Origin of the sequence: Paramixta manurensis (assembly GCF_013285385.1) — a bacterium.
Taxonomy (GTDB): Bacteria; Pseudomonadota; Gammaproteobacteria; order Enterobacterales; family Enterobacteriaceae; genus Paramixta; species Paramixta manurensis.
In genome coordinates this window covers 3,621,837-3,644,527 of record NZ_CP054212.1, presented here as the reverse complement: position 1 = coordinate 3,644,527, position 22,691 = coordinate 3,621,837, and the positions used below count along the sequence as shown (strand labels likewise).

Annotated in this window: 22 protein-coding genes; 12 read left to right on the top strand and 10 right to left on the bottom strand. The window is 52.1% G+C overall.

What is annotated here, in order from left to right:
* Positions 1 to 9: 9 nt before the first annotated feature.
* Complete coding sequence (locus tag PMPD1_RS17620; protein WP_173635261.1) at positions 10 to 2,139, bottom strand: TonB-dependent siderophore receptor; 2,130 nt, start codon at positions 2,137 to 2,139, stop codon at positions 10 to 12.
* Positions 2,140 to 2,510: 371 nt separating this feature from the next.
* On the opposite strand from PMPD1_RS17620, the gene PMPD1_RS17615 reads away from it, so the two are divergent.
* Positions 2,511 to 3,398, top strand: a complete 888-nt coding sequence (locus tag PMPD1_RS17615) for a MurR/RpiR family transcriptional regulator (RefSeq protein ID WP_173635260.1) — start codon at positions 2,511 to 2,513, stop codon at positions 3,396 to 3,398.
* 105 nt (positions 3,399 to 3,503) lie between these two features.
* A complete protein-coding gene (locus PMPD1_RS17610; protein ID WP_173635259.1) occupies positions 3,504 to 3,734 on the top strand; it encodes a hypothetical protein in 231 nt (76 codons plus the stop codon).
* 19 nt (positions 3,735 to 3,753) lie between these two features.
* Here PMPD1_RS17610 and PMPD1_RS17605 read toward each other — a convergent pair whose 3' ends face one another.
* From PMPD1_RS17605 to PMPD1_RS17570, 8 genes are all read right to left on the bottom strand, one after another.
* On the bottom strand, positions 3,754 to 4,500 hold the full coding sequence (locus PMPD1_RS17605; RefSeq protein WP_173635258.1) for a hypothetical protein: 747 nt from the start codon (positions 4,498 to 4,500) through the stop codon (positions 3,754 to 3,756).
* Between the two features lie 182 nt (positions 4,501 to 4,682).
* Positions 4,683 to 4,862, bottom strand: a complete 180-nt coding sequence (locus tag PMPD1_RS17600) for a con-10 family general stress protein (RefSeq protein ID WP_173636271.1) — start codon at positions 4,860 to 4,862, stop codon at positions 4,683 to 4,685.
* A 608-nt stretch (positions 4,863 to 5,470) separates the two neighbouring features.
* On the bottom strand, positions 5,471 to 6,253 hold the full coding sequence (locus PMPD1_RS17595; RefSeq protein ID WP_173635257.1) for an amino acid ABC transporter ATP-binding protein: 783 nt from the start codon (positions 6,251 to 6,253) through the stop codon (positions 5,471 to 5,473).
* Entirely contained in the window at positions 6,237 to 6,899 is a 663-nt protein-coding gene (gene ehuD, locus PMPD1_RS17590; RefSeq protein ID WP_173635256.1) for an ectoine/hydroxyectoine ABC transporter permease subunit EhuD, read from the bottom strand. Before ehuD ends, PMPD1_RS17595 begins: the two co-directional genes overlap by 17 nt.
* A complete protein-coding gene (ehuC, locus tag PMPD1_RS17585; protein WP_173635255.1) occupies positions 6,896 to 7,564 on the bottom strand; it encodes an ectoine/hydroxyectoine ABC transporter permease subunit EhuC in 669 nt (222 codons plus the stop codon). The genes ehuD and ehuC overlap by 4 nt, the downstream gene beginning before the upstream one ends.
* Before the next feature lie 22 nt (positions 7,565 to 7,586).
* Complete coding sequence (locus PMPD1_RS17580; RefSeq protein ID WP_173635254.1) at positions 7,587 to 8,567, bottom strand: succinylglutamate desuccinylase/aspartoacylase family protein; 981 nt, start codon at positions 8,565 to 8,567, stop codon at positions 7,587 to 7,589.
* A gap of 31 nt (positions 8,568 to 8,598) precedes the next feature.
* Complete coding sequence (gene ehuB / locus PMPD1_RS17575; protein ID WP_173635253.1) at positions 8,599 to 9,477, bottom strand: ectoine/hydroxyectoine ABC transporter substrate-binding protein EhuB; 879 nt, start codon at positions 9,475 to 9,477, stop codon at positions 8,599 to 8,601.
* Positions 9,478 to 9,714: 237 nt separating this feature from the next.
* Entirely contained in the window at positions 9,715 to 10,506 is a 792-nt protein-coding gene (locus PMPD1_RS17570; protein ID WP_173635252.1) for a DeoR/GlpR family DNA-binding transcription regulator, read from the bottom strand.
* 364 nt (positions 10,507 to 10,870) lie between these two features.
* Between PMPD1_RS17570 and PMPD1_RS17565 the strand changes: the two genes are divergently transcribed.
* The 10 genes from PMPD1_RS17565 to PMPD1_RS17520 all read left to right on the top strand — a co-directional run bounded on the left by PMPD1_RS17565 (position 10,871) and on the right by PMPD1_RS17520 (position 21,261).
* Complete coding sequence (locus tag PMPD1_RS17565) at positions 10,871 to 11,674, top strand: transketolase (RefSeq protein ID WP_173635251.1); 804 nt, start codon at positions 10,871 to 10,873, stop codon at positions 11,672 to 11,674.
* Between the two features lie 3 nt (positions 11,675 to 11,677).
* A complete protein-coding gene (locus PMPD1_RS17560) occupies positions 11,678 to 12,601 on the top strand; it encodes a transketolase family protein (protein ID WP_173636270.1) in 924 nt (307 codons plus the stop codon).
* A gap of 11 nt (positions 12,602 to 12,612) precedes the next feature.
* Entirely contained in the window at positions 12,613 to 13,410 is a 798-nt protein-coding gene (locus tag PMPD1_RS17555) for a GolD/DthD family dehydrogenase (protein ID WP_173635250.1), read from the top strand.
* A gap of 83 nt (positions 13,411 to 13,493) precedes the next feature.
* Complete coding sequence (locus PMPD1_RS17550; protein WP_173635249.1) at positions 13,494 to 14,429, top strand: D-ribose ABC transporter substrate-binding protein; 936 nt, start codon at positions 13,494 to 13,496, stop codon at positions 14,427 to 14,429.
* Between the two features lie 46 nt (positions 14,430 to 14,475).
* Positions 14,476 to 15,087, top strand: coding sequence for a DUF2291 family protein (locus tag PMPD1_RS17545; protein ID WP_173635248.1), 612 nt, complete (start codon positions 14,476 to 14,478; stop codon positions 15,085 to 15,087).
* A gap of 13 nt (positions 15,088 to 15,100) precedes the next feature.
* Entirely contained in the window at positions 15,101 to 16,648 is a 1,548-nt protein-coding gene (locus PMPD1_RS17540) for a sugar ABC transporter ATP-binding protein (protein ID WP_173635247.1), read from the top strand.
* Positions 16,649 to 16,713: 65 nt separating this feature from the next.
* Positions 16,714 to 17,781, top strand: a complete 1,068-nt coding sequence (locus tag PMPD1_RS17535) for an ABC transporter permease (protein ID WP_173635246.1) — start codon at positions 16,714 to 16,716, stop codon at positions 17,779 to 17,781.
* Positions 17,774 to 19,282, top strand: a complete 1,509-nt coding sequence (locus tag PMPD1_RS17530; RefSeq protein WP_173635245.1) for an FGGY family carbohydrate kinase — start codon at positions 17,774 to 17,776, stop codon at positions 19,280 to 19,282. Before PMPD1_RS17535 ends, PMPD1_RS17530 begins: the two co-directional genes overlap by 8 nt.
* A gap of 47 nt (positions 19,283 to 19,329) precedes the next feature.
* Positions 19,330 to 20,127, top strand: a complete 798-nt coding sequence (locus PMPD1_RS17525; RefSeq protein WP_173635244.1) for a glucose 1-dehydrogenase — start codon at positions 19,330 to 19,332, stop codon at positions 20,125 to 20,127.
* Positions 20,128 to 20,316: 189 nt separating this feature from the next.
* Positions 20,317 to 21,261: an AraC family transcriptional regulator gene (locus tag PMPD1_RS17520; RefSeq protein WP_173635243.1), complete on the top strand. Its 945-nt coding sequence runs from the start codon at positions 20,317 to 20,319 to the stop codon at positions 21,259 to 21,261.
* Between the two features lie 48 nt (positions 21,262 to 21,309).
* On the opposite strand, the gene PMPD1_RS17515 is transcribed toward PMPD1_RS17520, so the two are convergent.
* The gene (locus PMPD1_RS17515) at positions 21,310 to 22,380 is read right to left on the bottom strand and encodes an NAD(P)-dependent alcohol dehydrogenase (protein WP_173636269.1); all 1,071 of its coding nucleotides are present in this window, start codon (positions 22,378 to 22,380) and stop codon (positions 21,310 to 21,312) included.
* Positions 22,381 to 22,691 lie beyond the last annotated feature (311 nt).

Genomic DNA, 22,691 nt, shown 5'->3' with positions numbered 1-22,691 from the left:
ATACGCGGATTAAAATTCAACACTGGCCTGTACCATTAGATTACGGGTTTCGCCTTCGCGTACACGCAGGTTGCCGCCGCTGGAAGTGTAATAGTGCTTATTAAACAGATTATTCAGATTGAGCCGCAATTGGGTTTTTTCACCGAACAGGCGGTTACTCCAGGCAATGAAGCTGTCGGCGACCACATAATCCGGTAGAGTGAAGCTGTTTTCCGGGTCGCCTGCCCGTGCGCCAACATAGCGTGCGCCGCCGCCAATACGAAAATCGCCCGGCAGCGCGCCGAGGGCCAGGTTATGGCTGACATACAGCGCGCCGGAGTGACGTGGCGCATTTTGCAGCCGGTTGCCGTTATTGGCTGCGTTCTCGCCATCATCAACGATTTCGGCTTGGTCATAACTGTAATTGGCGCTGAGGTTCCAGCCCGGTAACACTTCACCGTTAAGCTCAAATTCGGCACCGCTGGAGCGGGCTTTATTAATCGGGTGCGTGTCGCCATTAATACTGAGTGACATATCGCGCTCATCAATACGATACAGCGCCACGCTGGTGAAGAGACGCGGGGAGAGCTGCCACTTACTGCCCACTTCCCAGGACGTGCCCTGTTCCGGCTTACCCACATTACCGTCATCGTCAACATCCGTGGAGGGGGTAAACGATTTACTGACGCTACCATACAGCGAAAAATCGGGCGTGAGTTTATAAATCAACCCGGCTTGCGGCAGGAATTTATTGCCTTGATCATTCAGTGTGGTTACCACTGGATCAAATCCTTTGGAGGCGCGCTGCTCATAATGCTGATAGCGGCCGCCCAGTACGGCAATCCAACTTGGAGTCAGTGAAATACTGTCTTTGGCATACACCGAGCGGCTATGAATACGATTCAGGTTATTGGCGTTGGCGGTGTTTTCGGTACTGTCATCAATCACTGGCGATAACATGCCATATTGCGGGTCGTACAGATTGAACTGCTTATCCGCCTTACCCTGATATTGGTGCTGGCGATAGGTCTGGTTCATCTCGTAATCGGTGCCCACCACCAGCGCGTGCGTCATCCCGAAGATTTCTTGTGAACCGAGCAGATCCCAGGAGAGATATTTGGTTTTATGGTTAAAGCCACGGTTAGCATCCGCTCGCCGCGTGACTACGCCGGTGCTGGGATTAATGGCGGTGACGCGCACCTCATCATTATCATAGCGACGCTGGTTCCAGCCCAGCGTTAGGCGGGTGCTCCAGTCATCATTGAATTGCCAATCGTAGTGAGCATTGAGAGTCTGGTTGTGGCCGCGAGCGGTATTTGCTCTATCGTCCAGGCGTTTCTTATAGCCAATGTCCACCGGTTTACCGTTGATAAAAGCAGTGCCGCGATCGTAGGGAATATCGTAGCGATAATCTTCATAGCCGATCAGGAAACTGGCTTTTTCGCCATACCATTGCAGAGAAGGGGCGAGCAGCGTGTGTTTGTCACTGCCGAAATTCCGCCAGTAATCCTGGTCCTGTTTCTCGGCAATTAAACGGAAAGCAAAACCGTTACCCAGCGGCCCGGTCACATCAACCGTGCCTGCGCCGCCACCTTCGCTGGCATAGCGCCCGCTAACCTTGGTCTGCCACTGGTACTGGGGTTTTTTGCTTACCACATTGATGACGCCGCCGGGATTTTGGATGCCGTACAGCAGCGAAGCCGATCCCTTCAGAACGTCAACCCGCTCGGTGGTAGCATCGAAATTTAACCCCTGGCTGCTGCGTACGCCGTCGCGGTAGACCGAGCCATCTGAGTTGGTGCCGAAACCTCGGCGTACAAAGCCATCTTCGGTACCGGCGAGCGTATTGCCTTCGGTGACGCCGCTAACAAAATGCATGGCATCGGCCAGGCTGGCGGCTTGGTAATCATCCAATTGTTGTTGGGTCACCACGCTGACCGATTGTGATTCATCCAGCCTTGAGGTGGCGGTTTTACTGGCAATCGAACTATTGGCGGCGCTGTAGCCCTGCTGATTATCCTCTGGCGCAGAAACGATGAGAGTAGGGGTATCCTCCGTGGAAAAACCGGCAATCGGCGTAAAAAATGCCACGCCGTAGATTGCGGCAAACAGGGTTGACTGGCGCCTCCCTTTACAAGCAACTGACTGATTATTATTCATCTTATTTAACCTGGTGCTAATTAGCTGGCGAGAATTTTTTCTTTAATGTTAAGGAACTATCGCCTTAACTAAAATGTAATTGAGAATCATTCAAACATGAACTAATGTAGTAGTAAATGTAAAAATTTCGCCATTTATTACAGTGATATAGAGACAGAATTTTGAGATGTTTAGTTATTATTTTTTGGTTAATTAATTGTATTTATTGACTATTATTTATATTGTTTACCTTATTTACGGCGCGGTTTTTTCTGCTGTTATGTAATGAGAGTGGTTTGTATGGTTATTGGTTACTACAGAATGATGGTCGGTGTCAGGAATGGATAACCTGTCAATCAGCGTGTCTCAGGTCTGCGGAGCGGGTAAGTACAATGGCAGGTAATAAGATAAAAAATCGTGTAGATGTTTTGGGGGAGCGTTACCGGGCTCGCGCTTCATCGTTGTCGCCGCGTTTACAGTCTGTGGCGCGCTATATCCACGAGCATCGAGAAAGGGTACTGGAGTCGACCGCGATGGAGATTGCGGCGGCGACCGAAACGTCAGACGCTACCGTGGTGCGTAGCGTGCAGGCATTGGGGTTTGCCGGTTTACGCGATTTGAAAAAAACGCTGGAGGCTTGGTTTGGTCCGGGCATGAACTCGGAGGAAAAAATGGTCGCAACCGTCAACGAATTGTCCTGCGATATCCATTCCGGGATCGATTTTGTCTTAGGCGGGCATAAACTGGCCTGCGATGCGCTCTCCGAACCTCATAATCGTCAGGCTATTGCCGAAGCGGTGGTGTTGTTGATTGCCGCCCGCCAGGTTGCGTTATTTGGCATTAATGCATCCGGTATTTTGGCCGATTACAGCGCCCGCTTGTTTACCCGCATCGGTATTCCGGCCTGTTCGCTTAATCGCTCTGGCGTAGCGCTCGCCGAGCAACTGCTTGCGCTACAGCGTGGCGATGTGCTGATTATGATGGCGCAAAAATCGGCGCACCGTGAAGGGACCACCACGCTACGTGAAGCGAAACGTCTTGGTATCCCGGTTATTTTACTGACCCACGCGACTGACTCCTTTTTTGCGAAAGAAGCGGAGGTGGTTATCAACGTGCCGCGCGGCGGGGAGAATGGCCGTATGCCGCTACATGGCACGGTGCTGGTCTGTCTGGAAATGCTGATCCTCTCGGTTGCCTCGGCGACTTCCGCGCGTACGGTGAAAACCATGAAGCGTATTCAGGATCTCTATCGTGGGCTAAAACCGTCACATAAAAAATAGGGATGGCGGCACGCGGGCAAGCACTGTCAGGAGAGTTCTTATGGCGGTTTCGTGGATTGCATTGTTTACTTATTGGAGCAACCCTTTCACCGCCAAGAGGTAACCATGCGGCAATTTCTACGGAATTTATTTGCCAGTCCGGAACAACTGCTTGCCGTCTGTTCACGTCATGAGCGGATGGAGGCGCGTCAGGAAGGGCAGCGGATCCTGATTGATGAGGATGGCAACGTCTCGGTCAATACCGATTCGCAAGAGGCGCAGGAAGATTTTGCACGGCATGTAGCGGCGTTACGTGACACGCAGAAAAACGACCAAGAGGAAAGCGGAGCGCGCTAAACGCGGCGGTTGCGCTCCTTTATAAGGCCAGTGCGCTGGCGCTTGAGGCGTCGAACAGTGATAAGCTCTCTACCTGATCCAGCATGATCACTTTGCGAAAATTTAACGCGGATTTGTCGCCGGATTTTAGACCAATACTGTGTTTTGCGTACCAGGCGCTGTAGTTGTGCTCTACGCATAAACTCAATGTTTTGCCATCCCGGTATCCGCTCAGCATCGGAATCAACACAATATTCGCCATTGACGCGTTTTCAAACGAGGCGGTATGGATCATACCGATGTATATACGGCGCGATTTTAACGTTATCCATGCCAGTTCTCCCTCTTCCATACATTGAAACAGGAGGCCTTCCACGCCATTGGATTGCGTGAGATGTTTGTACAATTTTCGCCGGTCGTCGGTATTCAGGTTCGCGCTGTGCGCCCAGTTTGATCGGTAAAGGCAAAACAGCACCGCGAAGGCCAGCATACACATTACCGGCGCTTGTAGACCTAATAGTTGCCATGACAGAAAATCCCACTGTAATTGCTGGTGGCCAGCATCAGCGATGCCGCTGTAGTTCATCGCCAGAGAGATGCCGAACAGGCATAGCCAAAGCAAAAAGGTCATCACCATTCCCTGTAAAATAAAGATGCAACCATACAGTGCAATCAGGAAGTAAACGTCCCAGCCGGAAGAGCGATTAAATTTATAGCGTGTGGTTAAGTCACGGTTGGTATACCAGTATCCACATACCATCAAAATCATAAAAATCGCCGTTGCCATACTGACCTCAAAAATGACTGTATCGGTAGTTATATTTATTTCATCGGGAAGAACAGAAGCAGCGGATTAAGTATGATATGCAATAAAATAGGTTTATTCATCATAAGGTTACGCTCCGGCATCGTTTGGGGCGCGGATACCGGAGCGACGTTAATCCGTTAACCATAATCGTTAATTATCCATCATGATGAAGAGCGTCCTCCACCGTGGCTATGCTGACCACCTTTTTTCCCCGCTTCAGAAGCGCGTTCGCGGTCATTTTTAAAATTCCCGCCGCTATGTTGTCCGCCTTTTTTACCGGCGTCAGAAGCTTTTTCACGATTTTCTGCAAAGTTACCTGAACCACCACGATGCTGAGTCATAAAATATTCCTCTTTCATGTCGTGTTATTAACCTATGCGGCAAGGCCAAAATAAACCCGTGCCTTGCTACACCGTGAATAAGTAATGGTAGAAGCTTTTGATTATTTAGCAAGGCGTGAAAATGATAACGAGGCTTAGTTTTTAGTAGGGGATTATTTCACATGTTATTGTTTAATATCATAAATAATAATTTATTTGTGATGAGAGGTAAAAAGAGAAGGGTAATTTATGGCTTATTTTCAAAGGGTAAGTTTGATAGCAGGTTCATCGTTTAAGCTATTTTATAAGAATAATCTTAAGTTATTTTTTTATTTTGTAGGGATGAAACTTTTACTGGGAAAATAATTATGTACAGTTTAAATGGTAACGAGATAAATATTTTTTATTCAGGTTAATAAGCTGTTGGTTATCGATAATTTATTGGGATGTAACTCCTGCCGGTTGTCATTTTTTTGTCATAACTTCCTCACCACCTCGTCAGAGCTGCCTCGTTAAGCTGAGTCACAGCAATTCATACTCACCAGACTGAACGAGGTATTGGTAATGAAACTGACCATTCACAACGGTATCAAATTGGGCGCGGCGCTGTGGTTTCCACTGCCCGACACTTAATGATTGCGTACCAGATTGAGGAATTGTTGTGTGCGCGGATGCCGTGGCGCGATCAATAACGCGTGCGGTGTGCCATCGTCGATAATTTTTCCCTGCTCCATAAAAATGACCCGGTCCGCAACGTCACGGGCAAAATTCATCTCATGAGTTACCAGTAGCAGGGTCATTTTCTGCTGGTGGGCGAGTTCACGAATCACGTTAAGCACCTCGCCGACCAATTCAGGATCGAGTGCCGAGGTGACCTCATCGAACAACATAATGCGTGGTTGCATTGCCAGCGCGCGAGCAATAGCGACCCGTTGTTTTTGTCCACCGGAAAGCGTGGCGGGCCACGCCTGCGCTTTATGCGCCATGCCAACCAACTCAAGGTAATGTCTGGCGCGCGCTTTCGCCTCTGCCGCCGGGATTTTCAGCACACGTTGCGGCGCTTCGGTAATGTTCTGCTCCACGGTCAGATGCGGGAACAGATTGAAGTGTTGAAACACCATTCCGGTTACTGGTTTGATCGCTTGGCGCGGCGGAAAAAATGTCCGCCGCTTAGCGCCAGGATCGAGCGAAACGCCATCAATGGTGAGTGTGCCGGCAGAAAAAGACTCCAGGCCTTTAATTAAGCGCAACACGGTGGATTTACCGGAGCCGCTTGGGCCAATCAGCGCGACTTTTTGGCCGGCAGGAATGGTCAGATCCAAACCATCCAGTATCCGCGTGTTGCCATACTGTTTCACAATGCCGGAGAGCGTAATCAGGGCCGGATCAGAGAGATTATTGGGCGTTGTCATGCGAACCGCGTCTTTCCAGGAATTTAAACAACAGGGACACCGGTAGGCTGATCCCCAAGAATAACAGTGCCATCAGCGTATAAGGCTCGGTGTAACGATAGGTCAGCCCGGCCACCTGGCGCGCTGCCTGAAACAGTTCCGGGATAGTAATGATCGCCAACAAGGGCGTTTCTTTGAACATGCCGATAAGGTAATTGCCCAGCACCGGTAGCAAGGGCTTCAACGCTTGCGGCAAAATAATATCCCGCCAGATGTGGTAGTGGGAGAGATCCAGCGCTTGTGCCGCTTCCCACTGACCGCGATCGACTTTATTGATGGCGCCGCGTAACGCATCGGCAATATAGGCACTGTAATAGAGCCCTAAACCGAGGACGCCGGTAAAAATCGCCGGAAAAGTGATGCCGGTAAGCGGCAGGGCGAAAAAGAGAAAATAGAGCTGTACCAGCAGCGGCGTGTTACGAAAAAACGCCAGCCAGGCATGGCAAAGCTTAGTCAGCGGCGTAAAGGGAATCCGTTGTAACAGGGCGAGGGCAATGCCGAGTGCTAACGCGCAGAGAAAGCCGCACAGAACCACCTTGAAGGTGACCCAAAGACCAGGTAGCAGATCGGGTAAAATCGACCAGGCGAAAGCATAGTCAAAGTTCATTGGGGACTCCCGGCGGAGAGATAGTGAGCGTGCCGATTTTCATAATGCCGAACCAGACGGCTCAACGGCCAGGTCAGCAGGAAATAGCACAACAGCACCATGCTCCAGATAAGCGTTTGCTGGCCGATACTGGTAATTAACGTCGAACCGGCGAAGGTTAAATCGCTCAGGGTAATTAACGACACCAATGACGTGGATTTCAATAGCTCAATCAGCAGGTTGCCGAGCGGCGGGAGCATTAAGGGCAGTGACTGCGGGAAAATAATCCGCCGAAAAGCGGCGACGGTAGAAAAATCCAGCGCCCGTGCGGCATCGTATTGATCGCGACTTACGTTGACCAGCGCACTGCGTACGATCTCAGCGCCAAACGCGGAAAAGTTTACCCCTAATCCGATGACTGCCGTGAGCAGCGGGCTGATATTAACTCCCAACAGGGGCAAAATAAAAAACAGGTAAAATAGCTGTACCAGCGCCGAAGTGCCGCGAAAAAACTCAATCCACGCCGAAGCGATGAAACGCACCGCACGCCAACGCGCCAGGCGGAGGAAGGCCAGTACAAAGGATAAAATCAGCGCCAGTAAGGCGGCGAACAGCGTGACTTCCAGCGTCACGCCAATGCCGTGCAACAATTCGCGCACAATAAATAACAGACGATGTGAATCCATAACGCGTTTATGAACCCGCTTTTCAGGCGGCTTCATCCTCCAGCGGCGCGAGGCTTATCAACCACTCGCCCTGGCTGGTAATATTGTGGTTCACCACCATCAGTACCAGCCCGGTAAACGGCGCGATTAAATCGGCTTGCCATTCGCCAAAGAGGTTTGTCATCCACCCCAGCCGCTGACCGGCGACGACCCGCTCGCCGGTTTTCACTTCAAGGTAGAGCCGTCCGCTATGCGGCGCTTCAATCTTATCAAAATTGTGTACCACCACATTTTCCCGTTTACGCGCCACGGCAGCATCGACGGTTAAGCCGAGGTGACGGGTGAGATTGGCGACGCCATTAACGTGAAACAGTACGCTCTCTTCATCAAGAATCCCGTTTGCTCCGCCTTCCGACATCACCGCATGGCGACCAAGCCACGGCAATTCATTGGTGGCGCGCCCGCGATTATTGGTTTGTTCGGCGGCGAACTCCACAATGGCATCGGCATCGAACTGATGCGCTAACTGACGCGTCGTTCGATCAAACTCCGCATTACCGGTTAGCTGGCACATCACAAACTTCGCCACCTCTTCCCGTAAGTCACCGCCGTGTAAATCAATAAACACATCGGCGTCTTGCGCCCATAGGTGCAGCACCTGGTGGATTAACACCTCACTAAAACTGCCCTCCAGCGAACCCGGAGAAAGAAAGTTTAGGTTTTTATTATCCGGCGGGCAGACGAACTCGGCATGTGAGTAAAGCCCCGGCATATTTAAAATCGGCAGAATCGTTACCGAACCGCGCACTAATTGCCCGGCAAAATAGTCTTTCAGGCGCAGCGCCGCTTCCATTGAGGAAACTTCGTTGGGATGCATACCGGCGACAATCGCCAGTTTCGGCCCCGGTTGGTCCGCCTCAATGGTAAACCACGGCAGCGTTAAATCACGTAAGGCGGGATGGGGAAAGGTTAAGTTTCCCCAACGCAATAAGCCGCTTTCACCGATCTGATGTTTAGCAATCATGGTTCTGTCTCCCGTAGACGTCCTCAACGTGTTATTTACTTGCGCACAGTTGGCTGGCCTGGACATTCTCGGGCGGCAGTTCATTTGCGGTATAGCCATATTTTTCGAGGATTTTTAACAGCTCACCCGATTTCCTGAGTTTGGCTAACTGCGCATTAAAGGCGTTAATAAAGGCTGGGTCGTTTTTCGGTAATCCAAAGGCGTGATAGTTATAACCTGGTTTACCCTGCGCATCGGGAATTTGGTTAAACGGTAGCGCGCGCTCGACGCTTTTATCATCCGACCGTTTTAGCAAACTAATAATCTCGGCGTCGGGAAAATAGATCGCATCTACCCGGTTGGCGTCTAAGGCTGCCAGCGCTTCGGTATCTTTATCAAACAGCACAATATTCTGGTTAGCGACACCGCTGGATTTGGCTTCCTGAATTTGGTTAGTGCCATTTTGCGTGCCGAGCCGTGCAGACGGGTTTGCCGCCACGTCTTTTAGACTGTGCAACTTAAGTGGGTTGCCTTTTTTGACAATAAAAGCCCCGCCGGAACGGGTGACCGGATTAGAGAAACCGATCGCCTGGCAGCGCGCCGGATTAATAAATAAACCGGCACCGATAATATCAAAGCGCCCTGCAGCAAGGCCGGGTACCAGTGCGCCAAAATCGACTACCGGTGTATCAATGCGCGTAATGCCTAACGGTTTGAGAATGGCGCGTAGCACTTCGACATTCGCGCCAGTGGCTTTTCCGTCTTCCCCAATATAGCCATAAGGTTGCTCGTTAGCGATACCGGCAATCACCGTTTGATGCTGTGCGCCTTTATCTAACAAACTGGCCGCCGTGGCGGAAAACGAGAAGGTTAATGATGAAAATAGTGCGGCGCTGATAAGCGCAGCAAACCGCGTAGATTTAGCTGGCATGGGGGTTTCCTGGTTTAATGGTGCGAAGCGTCATTTATTATTTTTTAATCATTAATAAATCTCATCAGCGCCAACCCGTGCTAATAACCGGCTACGGTGGGGCGTTGATGGCTATCATCACAGCATTGAAACCGTAAGAAATGAAATGCGTTTTTTAACTTTGCTTATCTCAATAATGGCGTGCTGTTCAGTTGGCTGGGGATTAAGCCGCCAATGGCCGGAAATAACCGGCCACTTTTATTCTGCCACCAGCACTTTTACGCCCAGCGCCTCAAAAGCCACAATATTTTCCGCCGAAATACCGCTGTCGGTAATCAAATAGTGAATATCACTCCATTGGCACGGCAGAGCAAACATCGACACTTTCCCTATTTTACTGGAGTCGGCGACCACATAGATGGTGCTGGCTGACTTCATCATGGCGCTTTTCACTTTAATATCGGTCTCGCTGGGGAAGCTCAGACCCAGGCGTGGTGAAATACCGGCGGTTGCCAGAAACAGCTTCTCGGCGAGAACATTTTCGAAGAAACCGGCCGCTTTCTCGCCTGAAGTGGAGAGGGTGGGAAATTTGAACGTGCCGCCGGTGAGTAAAATATTAATTCCCGGCTCACCGCCCAGTTTGAGCGCGATGTTAACGGCGGTAGTAATCACTGACAGCCGCCGAATATGGTGCAGGTGATCGGCAATCGCGGTAGTGGTGCTGCCCGAGTCAAGAATGATGGTATCGCCATTTTCAATATGTTGTGCGGCAAGTCGCCCAATGGCGCTCTTCTCATCCATCTGCGTTTGGCGCTCCAGCAATAACGCGCCGGTGTTTTGCTTGCCGGTCATTAAGGTTGCGCCGCCGTGATAGCGTTGAACATAACCCTCTTTTTGCAGCATACGTAGGTCGGTGCGAATCGTGGCTTCGGTTAAACCAAAGGCGCTGGTTAATTGCTTTACCGTCACCGTGCCATCTTCGCGGATCATTTCAAGGATCTTTTCCCGACGTTGTTGCATATCCGCCAGTTGCTCATTTTTGTTTTTCAATCGAAATGCTCCGTTTTCCTGATGGGCCGATACCGTAGGCGAAACGCCGCTAATGGCGACAAGTTTACTGCGCCGCTACGCCGAATGCGAATTTCGCCGCGACGATTTGAATTTTCGTTCGAAAATAAATAGCCTTAATTTTCCTGACTGATAGCCCTTTTTTAACCACACTATAATCCGATTTATCGATTAAATCTCCAGTTAATTATGATTATCAACGAGTTATAAAATATTTCCGCTTTTGTTTGAAATTTGATCATCTGCACAATATTCGATAAAGTGCTACCGTATACTTTCATTCGAAAGTTGATTGTAGGTGGTTGGCATTCGAATCATCTATAACAACAGCTATGAGGAGGTAAGGGTGGACGTTCAGACAATTAAACAGACCGCGCGCCAGGCCCGGCGCTACGTGTTGCAGATGAATCATCGGGCAGGGAAAGGGCATACCGGCGCCGACCTCTCTGAGGTGGATATTATCTGTACTTTATATATGGCGGTGATGGATCGCCGTGGCGAGCGCCCCGACCAAGATCGTTTCATCCTTTCTAAAGGGCATGGCGCGGGCGGTTTGTACTGTAGCGCCGCCGCGATGGGGCTGATCGACCCGGCGATCCTTGATCAGTTTATGGGCGATGACACCCTGCTGGCCGGACACCCGATTAACTATAAGTTACCCGACTTGGTCGAGATTAATTCCGGCGGACTGGGGCATGGCTTATCGATAGGCGTGGGGCTGGCGTTGGGCAATAAACTGGCCGGACGTGGGCATCGTCGCGCATTTGTCTTGCTGGGCGATGGCGAGTTAGCGGAAGGCTCCAACTGGGAAGCGGCAATGTCTGCCAGCAAATTCCGGCTCGATAACCTGATAGCGATTGTCGATCGCAACCGCTTACAACTGGCCGGTAAGACGGAAGACATTATGCCGCTGGAACCCTTAGCCGATAAATGGCGCGCTTTTGGTTTTGAAGTGCTGGAGTGTGATGGACACGATCCGCACGCGATTATTGAGGCGGTCAATCGCCCTTCGCTCGGTAAGCCGCGCGTGGTGCTGGCAAATACTGAAAAGGGACACGGTATTTCATTTATGGCCAATGTCCCTGCCTGGCATCATGCAGTACCTAATGATGAGCAACTGGCGCAAGGGCTGGCGGAGCTGGAGGAGTAGATGATGCAAGATTTACGTGATGCGGTGATCGCCACTCTGGTAACCGCGCAGCAGCAAGGGGCGGATTTAAGTGTGATGGTGGCGGATTCAACCTCCACCTCGAAAATTGCGCCTTTTGAAAGCGCGTTTCCTGAGCGGGTAATTAACGTAGGGATTGCCGAACAGAATATGGTCGGCATGGCGGCTGGCGTTGCGCTCAGTGGCCGAACGGTGTTCACCGCCAATGCGGCGCCTTTCTTATTCGCACGCTCCAATGAGCAAATGAAAAATGACATTTGTTACTCCAACACCAATGTGAAAATGCTGGGTCTGAATGCCGGATTCGCTTATGGGCCGCTCGGTGCGACGCACCACTGCATGAATGATATTGCCATTGCCCGCTCGCTGGGGAATTTGCAAATTTTCGCCCCGGCGGATGCCATTCAGGCCAGTGCGATTACGCGCTATGCGATTGCACACCCCGGCCCGGTGTATATCCGTATGGACAGTGACAAAGTACCGCTCCTGCATGATGAGCATTATCAGTTCGTGCCCGGTAAACCCGAGGTGTTGCAGCACGGGCAAGAGACGGTGGTGTTTTGTCTCGGTACCCTGGCGCATGAAGCATTGGCGGCGAACCAACAGAACATCACGATTGTGTCTCTGCCTTCGCTGCACCCGCTGGATACGCAGGCGGTACGAAAACTGATTGCGGCCCATCAACGTGTGATCACCATGGAAGAGCATGTATTAAGCGGCGGCCTTGGCAGCATTATTGGCGAGCTACTGCACCAGCATGGCATGCGGCAACGTTTGATCACCTTAGGTCTCCCGCCGTATGAATTTACCCATAGCAGCAGCCGCGCCGCGTTACGCCGCCAGTTCAGTATTGATGCCGAAGGGTTGAGGCAGACACTACAACGCGCCGAATTACATGCGGTTTCCTAAGGAGCGAATCCATGACCAGTGAATATGATGTCAACCTACGCTACGGCGTGGATACCAGCGGGAGCCTGGCAGGAAAAGTCGCGGTGGTGACCGGTGGATTAGGCGGTATCGCGATGGCCAGCAATCGAATGCTGTTGGACAAGGGCGCGCGTCTCGCACTGCTCTATCCGGCGTTTGAGGCGGATAAAGTGGCTGATATTGCCGCAGGATTGGATGCGCAACAGGTCTGTTTTATCGAATGTGATGTCACGAATGCCGACTCGGTGGAACAGGCGTTTAGCACTGTCGACCAGCACTATGGGCAACTCGATATTTTGTTGAATTGCGCCGGTTATGTGATGTTGCAACCGGTGCTGGAGACGGAATTCGGCGAATGGGAAAAACAACTGGCGGTTAACCTGACTGGGCCTTTCCTGTGCTCGCAGGCGGCGGCGCGGCGCATGGTTAAGGCCGGCAACGGCGGGAAAATTATCAATATCGCCTCACAGGCCGCCACCATCGCTATTGATTGCCATGTGGCTTACACCTCGGCGAAAGCCGGGTTAATTGGCATGACCAAAGTGATGGCGAAAGAGTTAGCGCCTTACAAGATTACGGTTAACACCCTCTCACCCACTGTGGTGCTCACCCCAATGGGCGAAAAAGCCTGGCGCGGTGAGAAGGGCGAGGCAATGAAAAAATTGATTCCGCTCGGGCGTTTTGCCTATACGGATGAAATTGCCGCTGCGGTACTGTTTTTTGCCGGTAACGGCAGCGACATGATAACCGGCGCCGATCTGCTGATCGACGGTGGTTTCACCATTTGGTAGGCCTGCACCAGGGCCATAGCAAGACCCGTTATACGCTGTTTCGTTGTACCTACACATAACAATACAACTGAGAGAACATCACCATGAAAACGCGTTTAATGTTATTAAGCCTCGCAACCGCCTGTGCTTTCTCCCATACCGCTTTCGCCGCAGAGAAAGGCACCATTATGATCCTGGTTAACTCACTGGATAACCCTTACTACGCGTCGGAAGCGAAAGGCGCCAACCTAAAAGCGCAGGCGCTGGGTTATAAGACCTCGGTCTTGTCGCACGGCGAAGATGTGAAAAAGCAGAGCGAGTTGATCGATGCGGCAATTGGGAAAAAAGTGCAGGGCATCATCCTCGATAATGCAGACTCCACCGCCAGCGTGGCGGCGATTAAAAAAGCCAAAGATGCCGGGATCCCGGTGGTGCTCATCAACCGCGAAATCCCGGTTGATGACGTGGCGCTGGAACAAATTACCCACAATAACTTCCAGGCCGGTTCCGACGTGGCTAACGTATTTGTCGAGAAGATGGGAGAGAAAGGAAAGTACGCCGAACTGACGTGCAACCTTGCGGATAATAACTGTGTGACCCGCTCCAAATCTTTCCATCAGGTTATTGACCAATATCCTGATATGCAAAGCGTCGCCAAACAAGATGCGAAAGGCACCTTGATTGATGGCAAACGCATTATGGATAGCATCTTGCAGGCGCACCCCGATGTAAAAGGCGTCATCTGCGGCAATGGACCGGTTGCGCTGGGCGTGATTGCGGCATTAAAAGCGGCCGGTCGTAGTGATGTCACGGTGGTGGGGATTGATGGCAGTAACGACGAACGTGATGCGGTTAAAGCCGGCACGCTGAAAGCTACGGTAATGTTGCAGGCGCAGGCGATTGCCGCTCAGGGCGTCAGCGACCTCGATAACTTTATTCAACATGGCACTAAGCCCGCCAAACAACGGGTGATGTTCCGCGGCATTCTGATCAACCAAGGCAACGCCGATAAAGTCCATGATTTCAACTTTAAGTCGTAGTTAAGCTGTGGTCGCGCCCGTTCAGCGGGCGCAGAGGAGAGTAAAGATGTCGAGAGGAACCTGGCTGGCTATTGCCGCGCTGATGTTGGGTGGATGCCGCATCGTCTCGCAGCAGGAGCTGGCAGACCTTAAAAATCCGCCGAATCCGCATATGGCGAATATCACGCAAACCTGGCAGCAGAAAATCGTGCCGCAAATTGCGGCGGATGCCAAACCGCTGGATGAACTGTTGAAAGCGCTGCACGCCGCAAAAGATTTTGATACCGCCTGTAAGACGTTGGGCTATCGCAGCCAGGAGGAAAACCCCTGCGTATTCGCGGTGAGCCTGAGCGGCAGTGTGACAGCGCTAAATACCACCTCGCGCAGCGGCAAAATGACGTTAACGCAGGCGGATGGGCAGGCTGCCGTGGTGCAACTGGGGCCGATTATTCGCGGCACTGCGCTACGCGATGCCTATAAAGGGACGAGTTATCAGGACTTTAACGATCAGGTGTTGTTTGGCGATTATGGGCGCGCCATTAACAACCAGGCCACGGCCATGATGCAAGCGGTGAAACCGAAAACCGGCGACCGGCTGGCGGTGATTGGCGTCTTCAGTAGCTGGGACATTCCTGAAACGGCACCGGAGATTACCCCGGCGCGCGTGACACGTCAGTAGAGGAGTAGGCGGCATGGCGGAAATGCAGACTGAACGCGAAGCGGTGACGGCTCCATCCGATGTCATTATTGAAACGCGCAACCTGTCGCGGGTCTATCCCGGTGTTACCGCGTTAGATCAGGTTAATTACCGGGTCTGGCGTAACAAGGTGAATGTTCTGATTGGGGAAAATGGCGCCGGTAAGTCAACCATGATGAAAATGTTAGCCGGAGTAGAAACACCCTCCGGCGGAGAGATATTACTGGACGGTAAGCCAGTCAGTCTTACCTCCACGCATCAGGCAGAAAAACATGGGATCAGCATTATTTTTCAAGAGTTGAACCTCTTTCCCAATATGAACGTGATGGACAACATCTTTATCGCCAACGAATTTTTCCAGCGCGGGCGGATCAACGAAAAGTATCAATATCAGTTGGCGAAAGCGCTACTGGAGCGGCTGGAGCTGGATGTGGACCCGTATACCCAATTGAACGAATTGGGTATTGGCCATCAGCAACTGGTCGAGATTGCTCGCGCGTTATCAAAAGATACCCGGGTGCTGATTATGGATGAACCGACCTCGGCGTTAAGCCAGTCGGAAGTCAAAGTCCTGTTTAACGTGATTGAGCAGCTCAAGCGCCGTGGCGTCACCATCATCTACATTTCGCATCGGCTAGAAGAGTTAATGGAGATTGGCGATCACATCACCATTTTTCGCGATGGGCGCTTTATTAGCGCACGCGAAGTCAGTGAAGCCAGCGTGCCGTGGATTATTGAACAGATGGTGGGCGATAAGAAAAAACATTTTGATTATCAACCGGCGCCGCAGGGCGAAACCGTGCTGGAAGTTAGCGGCCTCACCGCGCTGCGCCAAAACGGCGGTTATCGCTTGAAGGATGTGACCTTCAACCTACGCAAAGGCGAGGTGGTGGGTATTTATGGTCTGTTAGGCGCCGGGCGAACCGAGTTGTTTAAAGGGTTGATCGGTTTAATGGGTTGCCAGCAGGGATCGGTAACGCTGAACGGTGAATGTCTCGATCGGCACAACTTTCAACAGCGTCTGAAAAAAGGCATTGCGCTGGTACCGGAAGATCGGCAGGCGGAAGGCATGGTGCAGTTAATGTCGATCAAAACCAATATGACGCTCAGTGCCCTTAGCCTGCGCGGGTTTCGTTGGGCGTTTAACCGGCTTAGTCCGGCTAAAGAGCAGAGCGATGTTGAGCGCATGATCCAGCAACTGGCCATTAAAGTGAGCGACAGTGACTTACCCATCACCTCGCTGAGCGGCGGTAACCAGCAAAAAGTGGTGTTAGGCAAAGCGCTACTCACTGAGCCGGAGGTGGTGCTGTTGGATGAGCCAACGCGTGGGATTGATGTTGGCGCGAAAACCGATGTTTATCACTTGATTGGTCGCATGGCGCAACAGGGGTTAGCGGTGATGTTCTCCTCTTCGGAGTTGGATGAAGTGATGGCGTTAGCCGATCGCGTGTTGGTGATGGCTGACGGCGGTATCACTGCGGATTTACCGCGGGCCGAGGTAACGCGAGAAAAACTGATTCGCGCCTCAACGCCACATGAATAACGCCAGGCAATAGTCGCCCTGAATGCGCGAGCCATAGCCCGCCTGCAGTCGGTTTGGAGAACAAAATGAACCAGAAATACTTGCTGTATATGTATCTGTTAAAGGCGCGCACCTTTATTGCGTTGTTAATTGTGATTGGCTTTTTTAGCGTAATGGTGCCGAACTTTTTGACCACCTCGAATCTGTTAATTATGACGCAACATGTGGCGATCACCGGCCTGCTGGCGATTGGTATGACGCTAGTCATTCTGACCGGCGGTATTGACCTTTCGGTGGGCGCGGTGGCCGGTATTTGCGGCATGGTCGCCGGGGCGTTGCTGACTAACGGTATTCCGCTATGGGACCATCAAATCCTGTTTCTTAATGTGCCGGAAGTGATTCTAACGGTGGCGGTTTTTGGGGTGTTAATCGGCTTGGTGAATGGCGCGGTGATCACCCGGCTCGGCGTTGCGCCATTTATTTGTACGCTCGGCATGATGTATGTCGCGCGCGGCGCGGCTCTGCTGTACAACGACGGCGGTACTTACGCCAACCTGGTGGGTATGCCGGAGTTGGGTAATACCGGCTTTGCGCTGCTGGGTTCGGGGACGGTTCTTGGGGTGTACATTCCTATCTGGCTGATGATTGGGTTTCTGCTGCTGGGGTTGTGGCTGACGCGCAAAACCCCGTTAGGGCGTTATATCTACGCCGCTGGCGGTAATGAGTCCGCCGCCCGGCTAGCCGGGGTGCCGATCGTGAAAGTAAAAGTCTTTGTGTATGCTTTTTCCGGCTTGTGCGCCGCATTAGTGGGGCTGATTGTCGCATCACAATTACAAACCGCACACCCGATGACCGGCAACATGTTTGAGATGGACGCGATAGGCGCCACGGTACTGGGCGGAACCGCGTTGGCGGGCGGACGCGGGCGCGTTTCAGGTTCGATTATCGGCGCGTTTGTGATTGTGTTCCTCGCTGATGGCATGGTGATGATGGGGGTGAGCGACTTCTGGCAAATGGTCATCAAGGGCGTGGTCATTGTTACCGCCGTGGTTATCGACCAGTTCCAGCAACGCCTACAGAGCAAGGTGACATTGCTACGCCGCCATGAAAAAAAGCAGGCCGCCGCACCGCTCTCTGAGGTCAGCCATGGCTAGAGACATCATTATTGCGCTGGATGAAGGGACCAGTAATGTTAAGGCGGTAGCCATTGATCCGGCAGGCCGGGTGGTGGCGAAAGTTGCGCGTCCGCTCAGCGTTCTGACGCCGCAACCAGGCTGGGTCGAGCAGGATGGCGAGGAACTGGTCGCCGGTTCATTAACCGTATTACGTGAGGCGATCGCGCGGGTAGGCGAAACGCGGATTGCGGCGTTGGCCATTAGCAACCAACGTGAAACGGTGATTGGCTGGGAGCGCGCGACATCGTTGCCGCTGGCACCGGCGTTGACCTGGCAGTGTTCCCGGTCGGCGGCATTTTGTGAACAGCTACGGCGTGATAAACAGGAAGCCCGCATCAGGTCGGTGACCGGTTTGCCGATTGCGCCGTTATTCTCCGCCTCGAAAATGCGCTGGTTGCTGGACAGCTTAGACGAGGGCGATATGCGCGCCGCCAGCGGCGAGATCTGTCTGGGAACTATTGATGCCTGGCTACTCTGGCGTTTAACCGGCGGCGCACAGTTTCGTTGCGATGTTTCAAATGCCGCGCGCACGCAATTATTTAATCTGCAACGCGGCGAATGGGATGCTGAGATGCTGGCATTGTTTGGTATTCCCGTCGCGGCATTGCCTGAAGTGCGCCCTTCCAGCGGTGCGTTTGGCGTTACCGCAGGCGTGGACGGAATACCGGCAGGTTTACCGATCCTCGCCATGATTGGCGATTCACACGCGGCGCTGTATGGACACGGTCTCGGTAAAGCCGGAGGGGTTAAGGCCACTTATGGAACCGGGTCGTCGGTGATGGCGCCGTTGCCGGTGGCGGATACCGCCATAACCCAATTGGCGACCACTATCGCCTGGCACGATGGCGAGCGATACGTGTATGGGCTGGAGGGGAATATTCCCCATACCGGCGATGGCGTGGCATGGATGGCGCAAATGACCGGACTGACGGACGGCAAAGGGCAAGTGCTAAGCCAGGCATTGCACGATCTGCCCGCCAGCGTCGCCTCCACCGGCGGGGTCTATTTTGTTCCGGCGTTGACCGGTTATGGCGCGCCCTGGTGGGATGACCGCGCGCGAGGCACGGTGAGCGGCCTGAGCCGGGGAACCAGCCGGGCGCACCTGATTCGCGCCGCGATTGAGGCGATAGCGTACCAAATTGCAGACGTGATTGACGCCATGCGCCAACATCCCGATTTTCATCTTCATACCCTCATGGTTGACGGCGGTCCGACGCAAAATGCCTGGCTGATGCAGTTTCAGGCGGATTTGCTCGGTTGCCCGGTGGCGCGTAGCGACACGCCGGAGTTGTCGGCGTTGGGCGCGGGGCTACTGGCGCGCCGGGCGCTGGGGCAGCTTAACGATTCACAACTGTTGCCGTTGCTACCCGAGCACGATTTATGGCAGCCGGATGAGCGGCGGCATGTGCTGTATCAACAAAGCCTGGCGGGGTGGCGCGACGCGGTGCAACGCACGTTATGGCAACCGCACGGCGTATAAAAATTTCTGACGCTGACCGGCGTCCTCGACAGAATGGGAGAGAGTGAATGAAACGTGATTTTCAACAGCAAACCGTGGTGATCACCGGGGCTTGTCGCGGCATTGGCGCCGGGATTGCCGAGCGTTTTGCGCGCGATGGCGCTAACCTGGTGATGGTCTCTAACGCCGAGCGAGTTTTCACCACGGCAGAGCAACTCCGCGCGCGCTATGGCGTAGAGATTCTGGCGCGTCAGGTAGATGTGACCGATGAGGAGCAGGTACAAGCGCTATATCAGCAGGCGTTTGAGCGTTTTGGGCGTATTGATGTTTCTATTCAAAACGCAGGCGTGATTACTATTGATTACTTTGACAAAATGCCGAAGCAGGATTTCGAGAAAATTCTCGCGGTAAATACCACCGGCGTGTGGCTATGTTGCCGCGAGGCGGCGAAATATATGGTGAAACAGCAGCGTGGAAGCTTAATTAATACCTCTTCCGGGCAGGGACGACAGGGTTTTATTTATACCCCGCACTATGCCGCCAGTAAAATGGGCGTAATTGGGATTACGCAGAGTCTGGCGCAAGAATTGGCGCCTTGGCACATTACGGTGAATGCGTTTTGCCCGGGAATCATTGAAAGCGAGATGTGGGATTACAACGATCGTGTCTGGGGGGAAATCCTCAGTAGCGAGGAAAAACGTTACGGTAAAGGCGAGTTGATGGCGGAGTGGGTAGAAAATATTCCGTTGAAACGGGCCGGTCAACCCGAGGATGTCGCAGGCCTGGTCGCGTTTCTTGCGTCGGACGACGCTCGCTATATTACCGGCCAAACCATCAATGTAGATGGCGGATTAATTATGTCCTGACAGGTTAATCCGGCGGCAACGCTACCTAATGGCGCCTTGTGGGGCATTGGTGGCACTAAAGCGACTTCGCGGGTAGTGCTATTTGCGTCGATTTGCCGGTCAGTTCGCCTGAACAGCATGTATCCTGTGTTGATTAGCGGGTAAAATAATCACCGAATTTTCATTTTCGTTACGGGCGATGAAACCTTGATGATTTATACCTCTGACCATCATGACGAGACACGGCGCCTGGAAACGGCGGACCTGCGTGCGCAACTGGCACAGCGTATCGGTACCCTTGTTGGTGATAATCAGCAGGTTGTCACCTCCATCGCCGGGCTAAGTCTGGCGCACTTATATGAACCGCTTCCGCCAATGAGTTGGCTGTATGAACCCAGCATTTCACTGATTGTTCAGGGGGCGAAGCGAGTGGCGCTGGGCGAATCTACCTATATCTACAACGAATCTCGCTTTTTGCTCACCGCAGTTAATTTGCCGATGATGACCGAGGTACTTCAGGCTAGTCGGCAGCAGCCTTTTACTTCGCTGCTATTACGCTTTGATTTATCGTTAGCGCGCCAATTGATTGCGGAACTCAAGCTTCAGGGAACGGTGGCTCACGAGCAGGGACCCGGGCTGGCAACGGGCCCAGCCACTCAAGATTTACTCGGTGCCATGGCGCGCCTGGTCGACTTATTGGATAAGCCCGCTGATATTCCTCATTTGGGGAAGTTGATTCAGCAAGAGATCTTGTACCGTATTTTGACGGGGCCAACCGGCGCTCTGTTTTGTGAAACGGTACTATCAGGAACGCGCAGTCAGCGCACCGCGATTGCAATTAACTGGATACGCGAAAATTTTGTCGCGCCGTTAAAAATGGATGAACTGGCAAAAATGGCCGGGATGGGCGTTTCCACGCTCCATCATCATTTTCGTCGTATGACCGCCATGAGCCCATTGCAGTACCAAAAACAGCTTAGGTTGCATGAGGCCCGGCGTTTACTGTTGAGCGAGGATCTGGATGCGGCAACGGTGGCAATGCGGGTGGGTTATGAAAGTGCGACACAATTTAACCGGGAGTATCGCCGGATGTTTGGCGTACCGCCGATTCGGGATCGCGAGCAGTTACGATCTACCCTTATTCGGGCACGGTGAATGAATACCATACGGGCGGCGAGGATAATGCCGCCCGTTGAACGGCTTTTACGACGGTGTTTCACTCAGCGCGAGGGAAGACATATCAATCACGAAACGGTATTTCACATCGCCACGCTCCATCCGTTCGAAGGCGTGGTTTATTTGCTGCATAGGAATAATTTCACACTCGGGAAGAATGCCTTTTCTGCCGCAAAAATCGAGCATCTCCTGCGTTTCCGCAATACCGCCGGAAGGCGAGCCGGTAATGCGTCGTCGCCCAAGGATAAGCGGCAACGTGCTAAATTCCGCCATTTTCCCGAGGTTACCGACAATGACCAGCGCCCCCTCAACGTCCAGTAATTCAACGTAGGGAGAAGCATCATGCGGCGAAGGAATCGTGTCAATAATCACATCAAATGATGAGGCGGCCGCCTTCATCGCCTGCGAAGAACTGGATAATAAGACGTGCTCCGCCCCTAATTTATGCGCCTCTGCTGCTTTATCCTCACTACGGGTAATGACCGTCACCTCGGCACCTAAACCCGCCGCCAGACGCACTGCCAAGTGACCAAGGCCACCAATTCCGATTACGCCAACCCGTGAACCCGGCCCGACATTCCAGGTGCGTAGTGGAGAATAGACTGTGATACCAGCACATAATAATGGGGCAGCACGCGCAGGATCCAATCCGGCAGGAAGGTTTAATACAAACTCTTCACGTACCACAATATGTTTTGAGTAGCCGCCATAGGTAATTTCACCGGAAATACGGTCGCGACCATTATAAGTTACGGTTGGAAACTCTCGGCACATTTGCTCTTCGTGCCGACGACATTGATCACATTCTTGGCAGCTATCAATAATAGTCCCGACCGCCACCATTTGACCGATATTTATGTGACGTACATTGGGGCCGATTTCTGTTACGCGTCCAATAATTTCGTGGCCGGGAATACACGGATAAACTGTCGCTCCCCATTCTTGCCAGTCATTTCTGGTTTGATGCAAGTCGCTGTGACAAACACCTGAGTAAAGTATTTCGATAGAAACATCATTATCGCGTAGTGGTCGGCGCTCAAAAGAAAAAGGCACCAGAGGCGTATCAGACTGTAATGCCGCATAACCAATCGTTTTCATCATATTCTCCGTCTAAGTAACATGCGCAATTAGACTCTATCGCATAAGAATTTAATCGGTCAGCCTAATCCTGCCCGATTGTTGCCCAATCCTCTTACCGAATGTATTTTATTTGAGGCGGTTTTTGCGATGAAACAGTAAGTGTTAGTTATCTTCTAACTTGATGAAGATAAATTATATTCCGGTTTAGATTCTGTAACGCAGGGTGGATGATAATGTTAAATAACAGCTAAGTAATCAATTAATAATAAAAACAAAGATAACAATGATTAAACTTTAATCAAAAATAAATTAACTTAAATAAAATTTAA

What these genes read in the sequence shown, in the direction of transcription:
- PMPD1_RS17520 (WP_173635243.1), top strand. Translation starts at nt 20,317, where the DNA reads ATGATTTATACCTCTGACCATCATGACGAGACACGGCGCCTGGAAACG.
- PMPD1_RS17595 (WP_173635257.1), bottom strand. Translation starts at nt 6,253, where the DNA reads ATGACAACGCCCAATAATCTCTCTGATCCGGCCCTGATTACGCTCTCC.
- PMPD1_RS17580 (WP_173635254.1), bottom strand. Translation starts at nt 8,567, where the DNA reads ATGATTGCTAAACATCAGATCGGTGAAAGCGGCTTATTGCGTTGGGGA.
- PMPD1_RS17600 (WP_173636271.1), bottom strand. Translation starts at nt 4,862, where the DNA reads ATGACTCAGCATCGTGGTGGTTCAGGTAACTTTGCAGAAAATCGTGAA.
- PMPD1_RS17530 (WP_173635245.1), top strand. Translation starts at nt 17,774, where the DNA reads ATGGCTAGAGACATCATTATTGCGCTGGATGAAGGGACCAGTAATGTT.
- PMPD1_RS17620 (WP_173635261.1), bottom strand. Translation starts at nt 2,139, where the DNA reads ATGAATAATAATCAGTCAGTTGCTTGTAAAGGGAGGCGCCAGTCAACC.
- PMPD1_RS17540 (WP_173635247.1), top strand. Translation starts at nt 15,101, where the DNA reads ATGGCGGAAATGCAGACTGAACGCGAAGCGGTGACGGCTCCATCCGAT.
- PMPD1_RS17610 (WP_173635259.1), top strand. Translation starts at nt 3,504, where the DNA reads ATGCGGCAATTTCTACGGAATTTATTTGCCAGTCCGGAACAACTGCTT.
- PMPD1_RS17550 (WP_173635249.1), top strand. Translation starts at nt 13,494, where the DNA reads ATGAAAACGCGTTTAATGTTATTAAGCCTCGCAACCGCCTGTGCTTTC.
- PMPD1_RS17560 (WP_173636270.1), top strand. Translation starts at nt 11,678, where the DNA reads ATGCAAGATTTACGTGATGCGGTGATCGCCACTCTGGTAACCGCGCAG.
- PMPD1_RS17555 (WP_173635250.1), top strand. Translation starts at nt 12,613, where the DNA reads ATGACCAGTGAATATGATGTCAACCTACGCTACGGCGTGGATACCAGC.
- ehuC (WP_173635255.1), bottom strand. Translation starts at nt 7,564, where the DNA reads ATGGATTCACATCGTCTGTTATTTATTGTGCGCGAATTGTTGCACGGC.
- PMPD1_RS17525 (WP_173635244.1), top strand. Translation starts at nt 19,330, where the DNA reads ATGAAACGTGATTTTCAACAGCAAACCGTGGTGATCACCGGGGCTTGT.
- PMPD1_RS17545 (WP_173635248.1), top strand. Translation starts at nt 14,476, where the DNA reads ATGTCGAGAGGAACCTGGCTGGCTATTGCCGCGCTGATGTTGGGTGGA.
- PMPD1_RS17605 (WP_173635258.1), bottom strand. Translation starts at nt 4,500, where the DNA reads ATGGCAACGGCGATTTTTATGATTTTGATGGTATGTGGATACTGGTAT.
- ehuD (WP_173635256.1), bottom strand. Translation starts at nt 6,899, where the DNA reads ATGAACTTTGACTATGCTTTCGCCTGGTCGATTTTACCCGATCTGCTA.
- PMPD1_RS17615 (WP_173635260.1), top strand. Translation starts at nt 2,511, where the DNA reads ATGGCAGGTAATAAGATAAAAAATCGTGTAGATGTTTTGGGGGAGCGT.
- PMPD1_RS17515 (WP_173636269.1), bottom strand. Translation starts at nt 22,380, where the DNA reads ATGAAAACGATTGGTTATGCGGCATTACAGTCTGATACGCCTCTGGTG.
- PMPD1_RS17535 (WP_173635246.1), top strand. Translation starts at nt 16,714, where the DNA reads ATGAACCAGAAATACTTGCTGTATATGTATCTGTTAAAGGCGCGCACC.
- ehuB (WP_173635253.1), bottom strand. Translation starts at nt 9,477, where the DNA reads ATGCCAGCTAAATCTACGCGGTTTGCTGCGCTTATCAGCGCCGCACTA.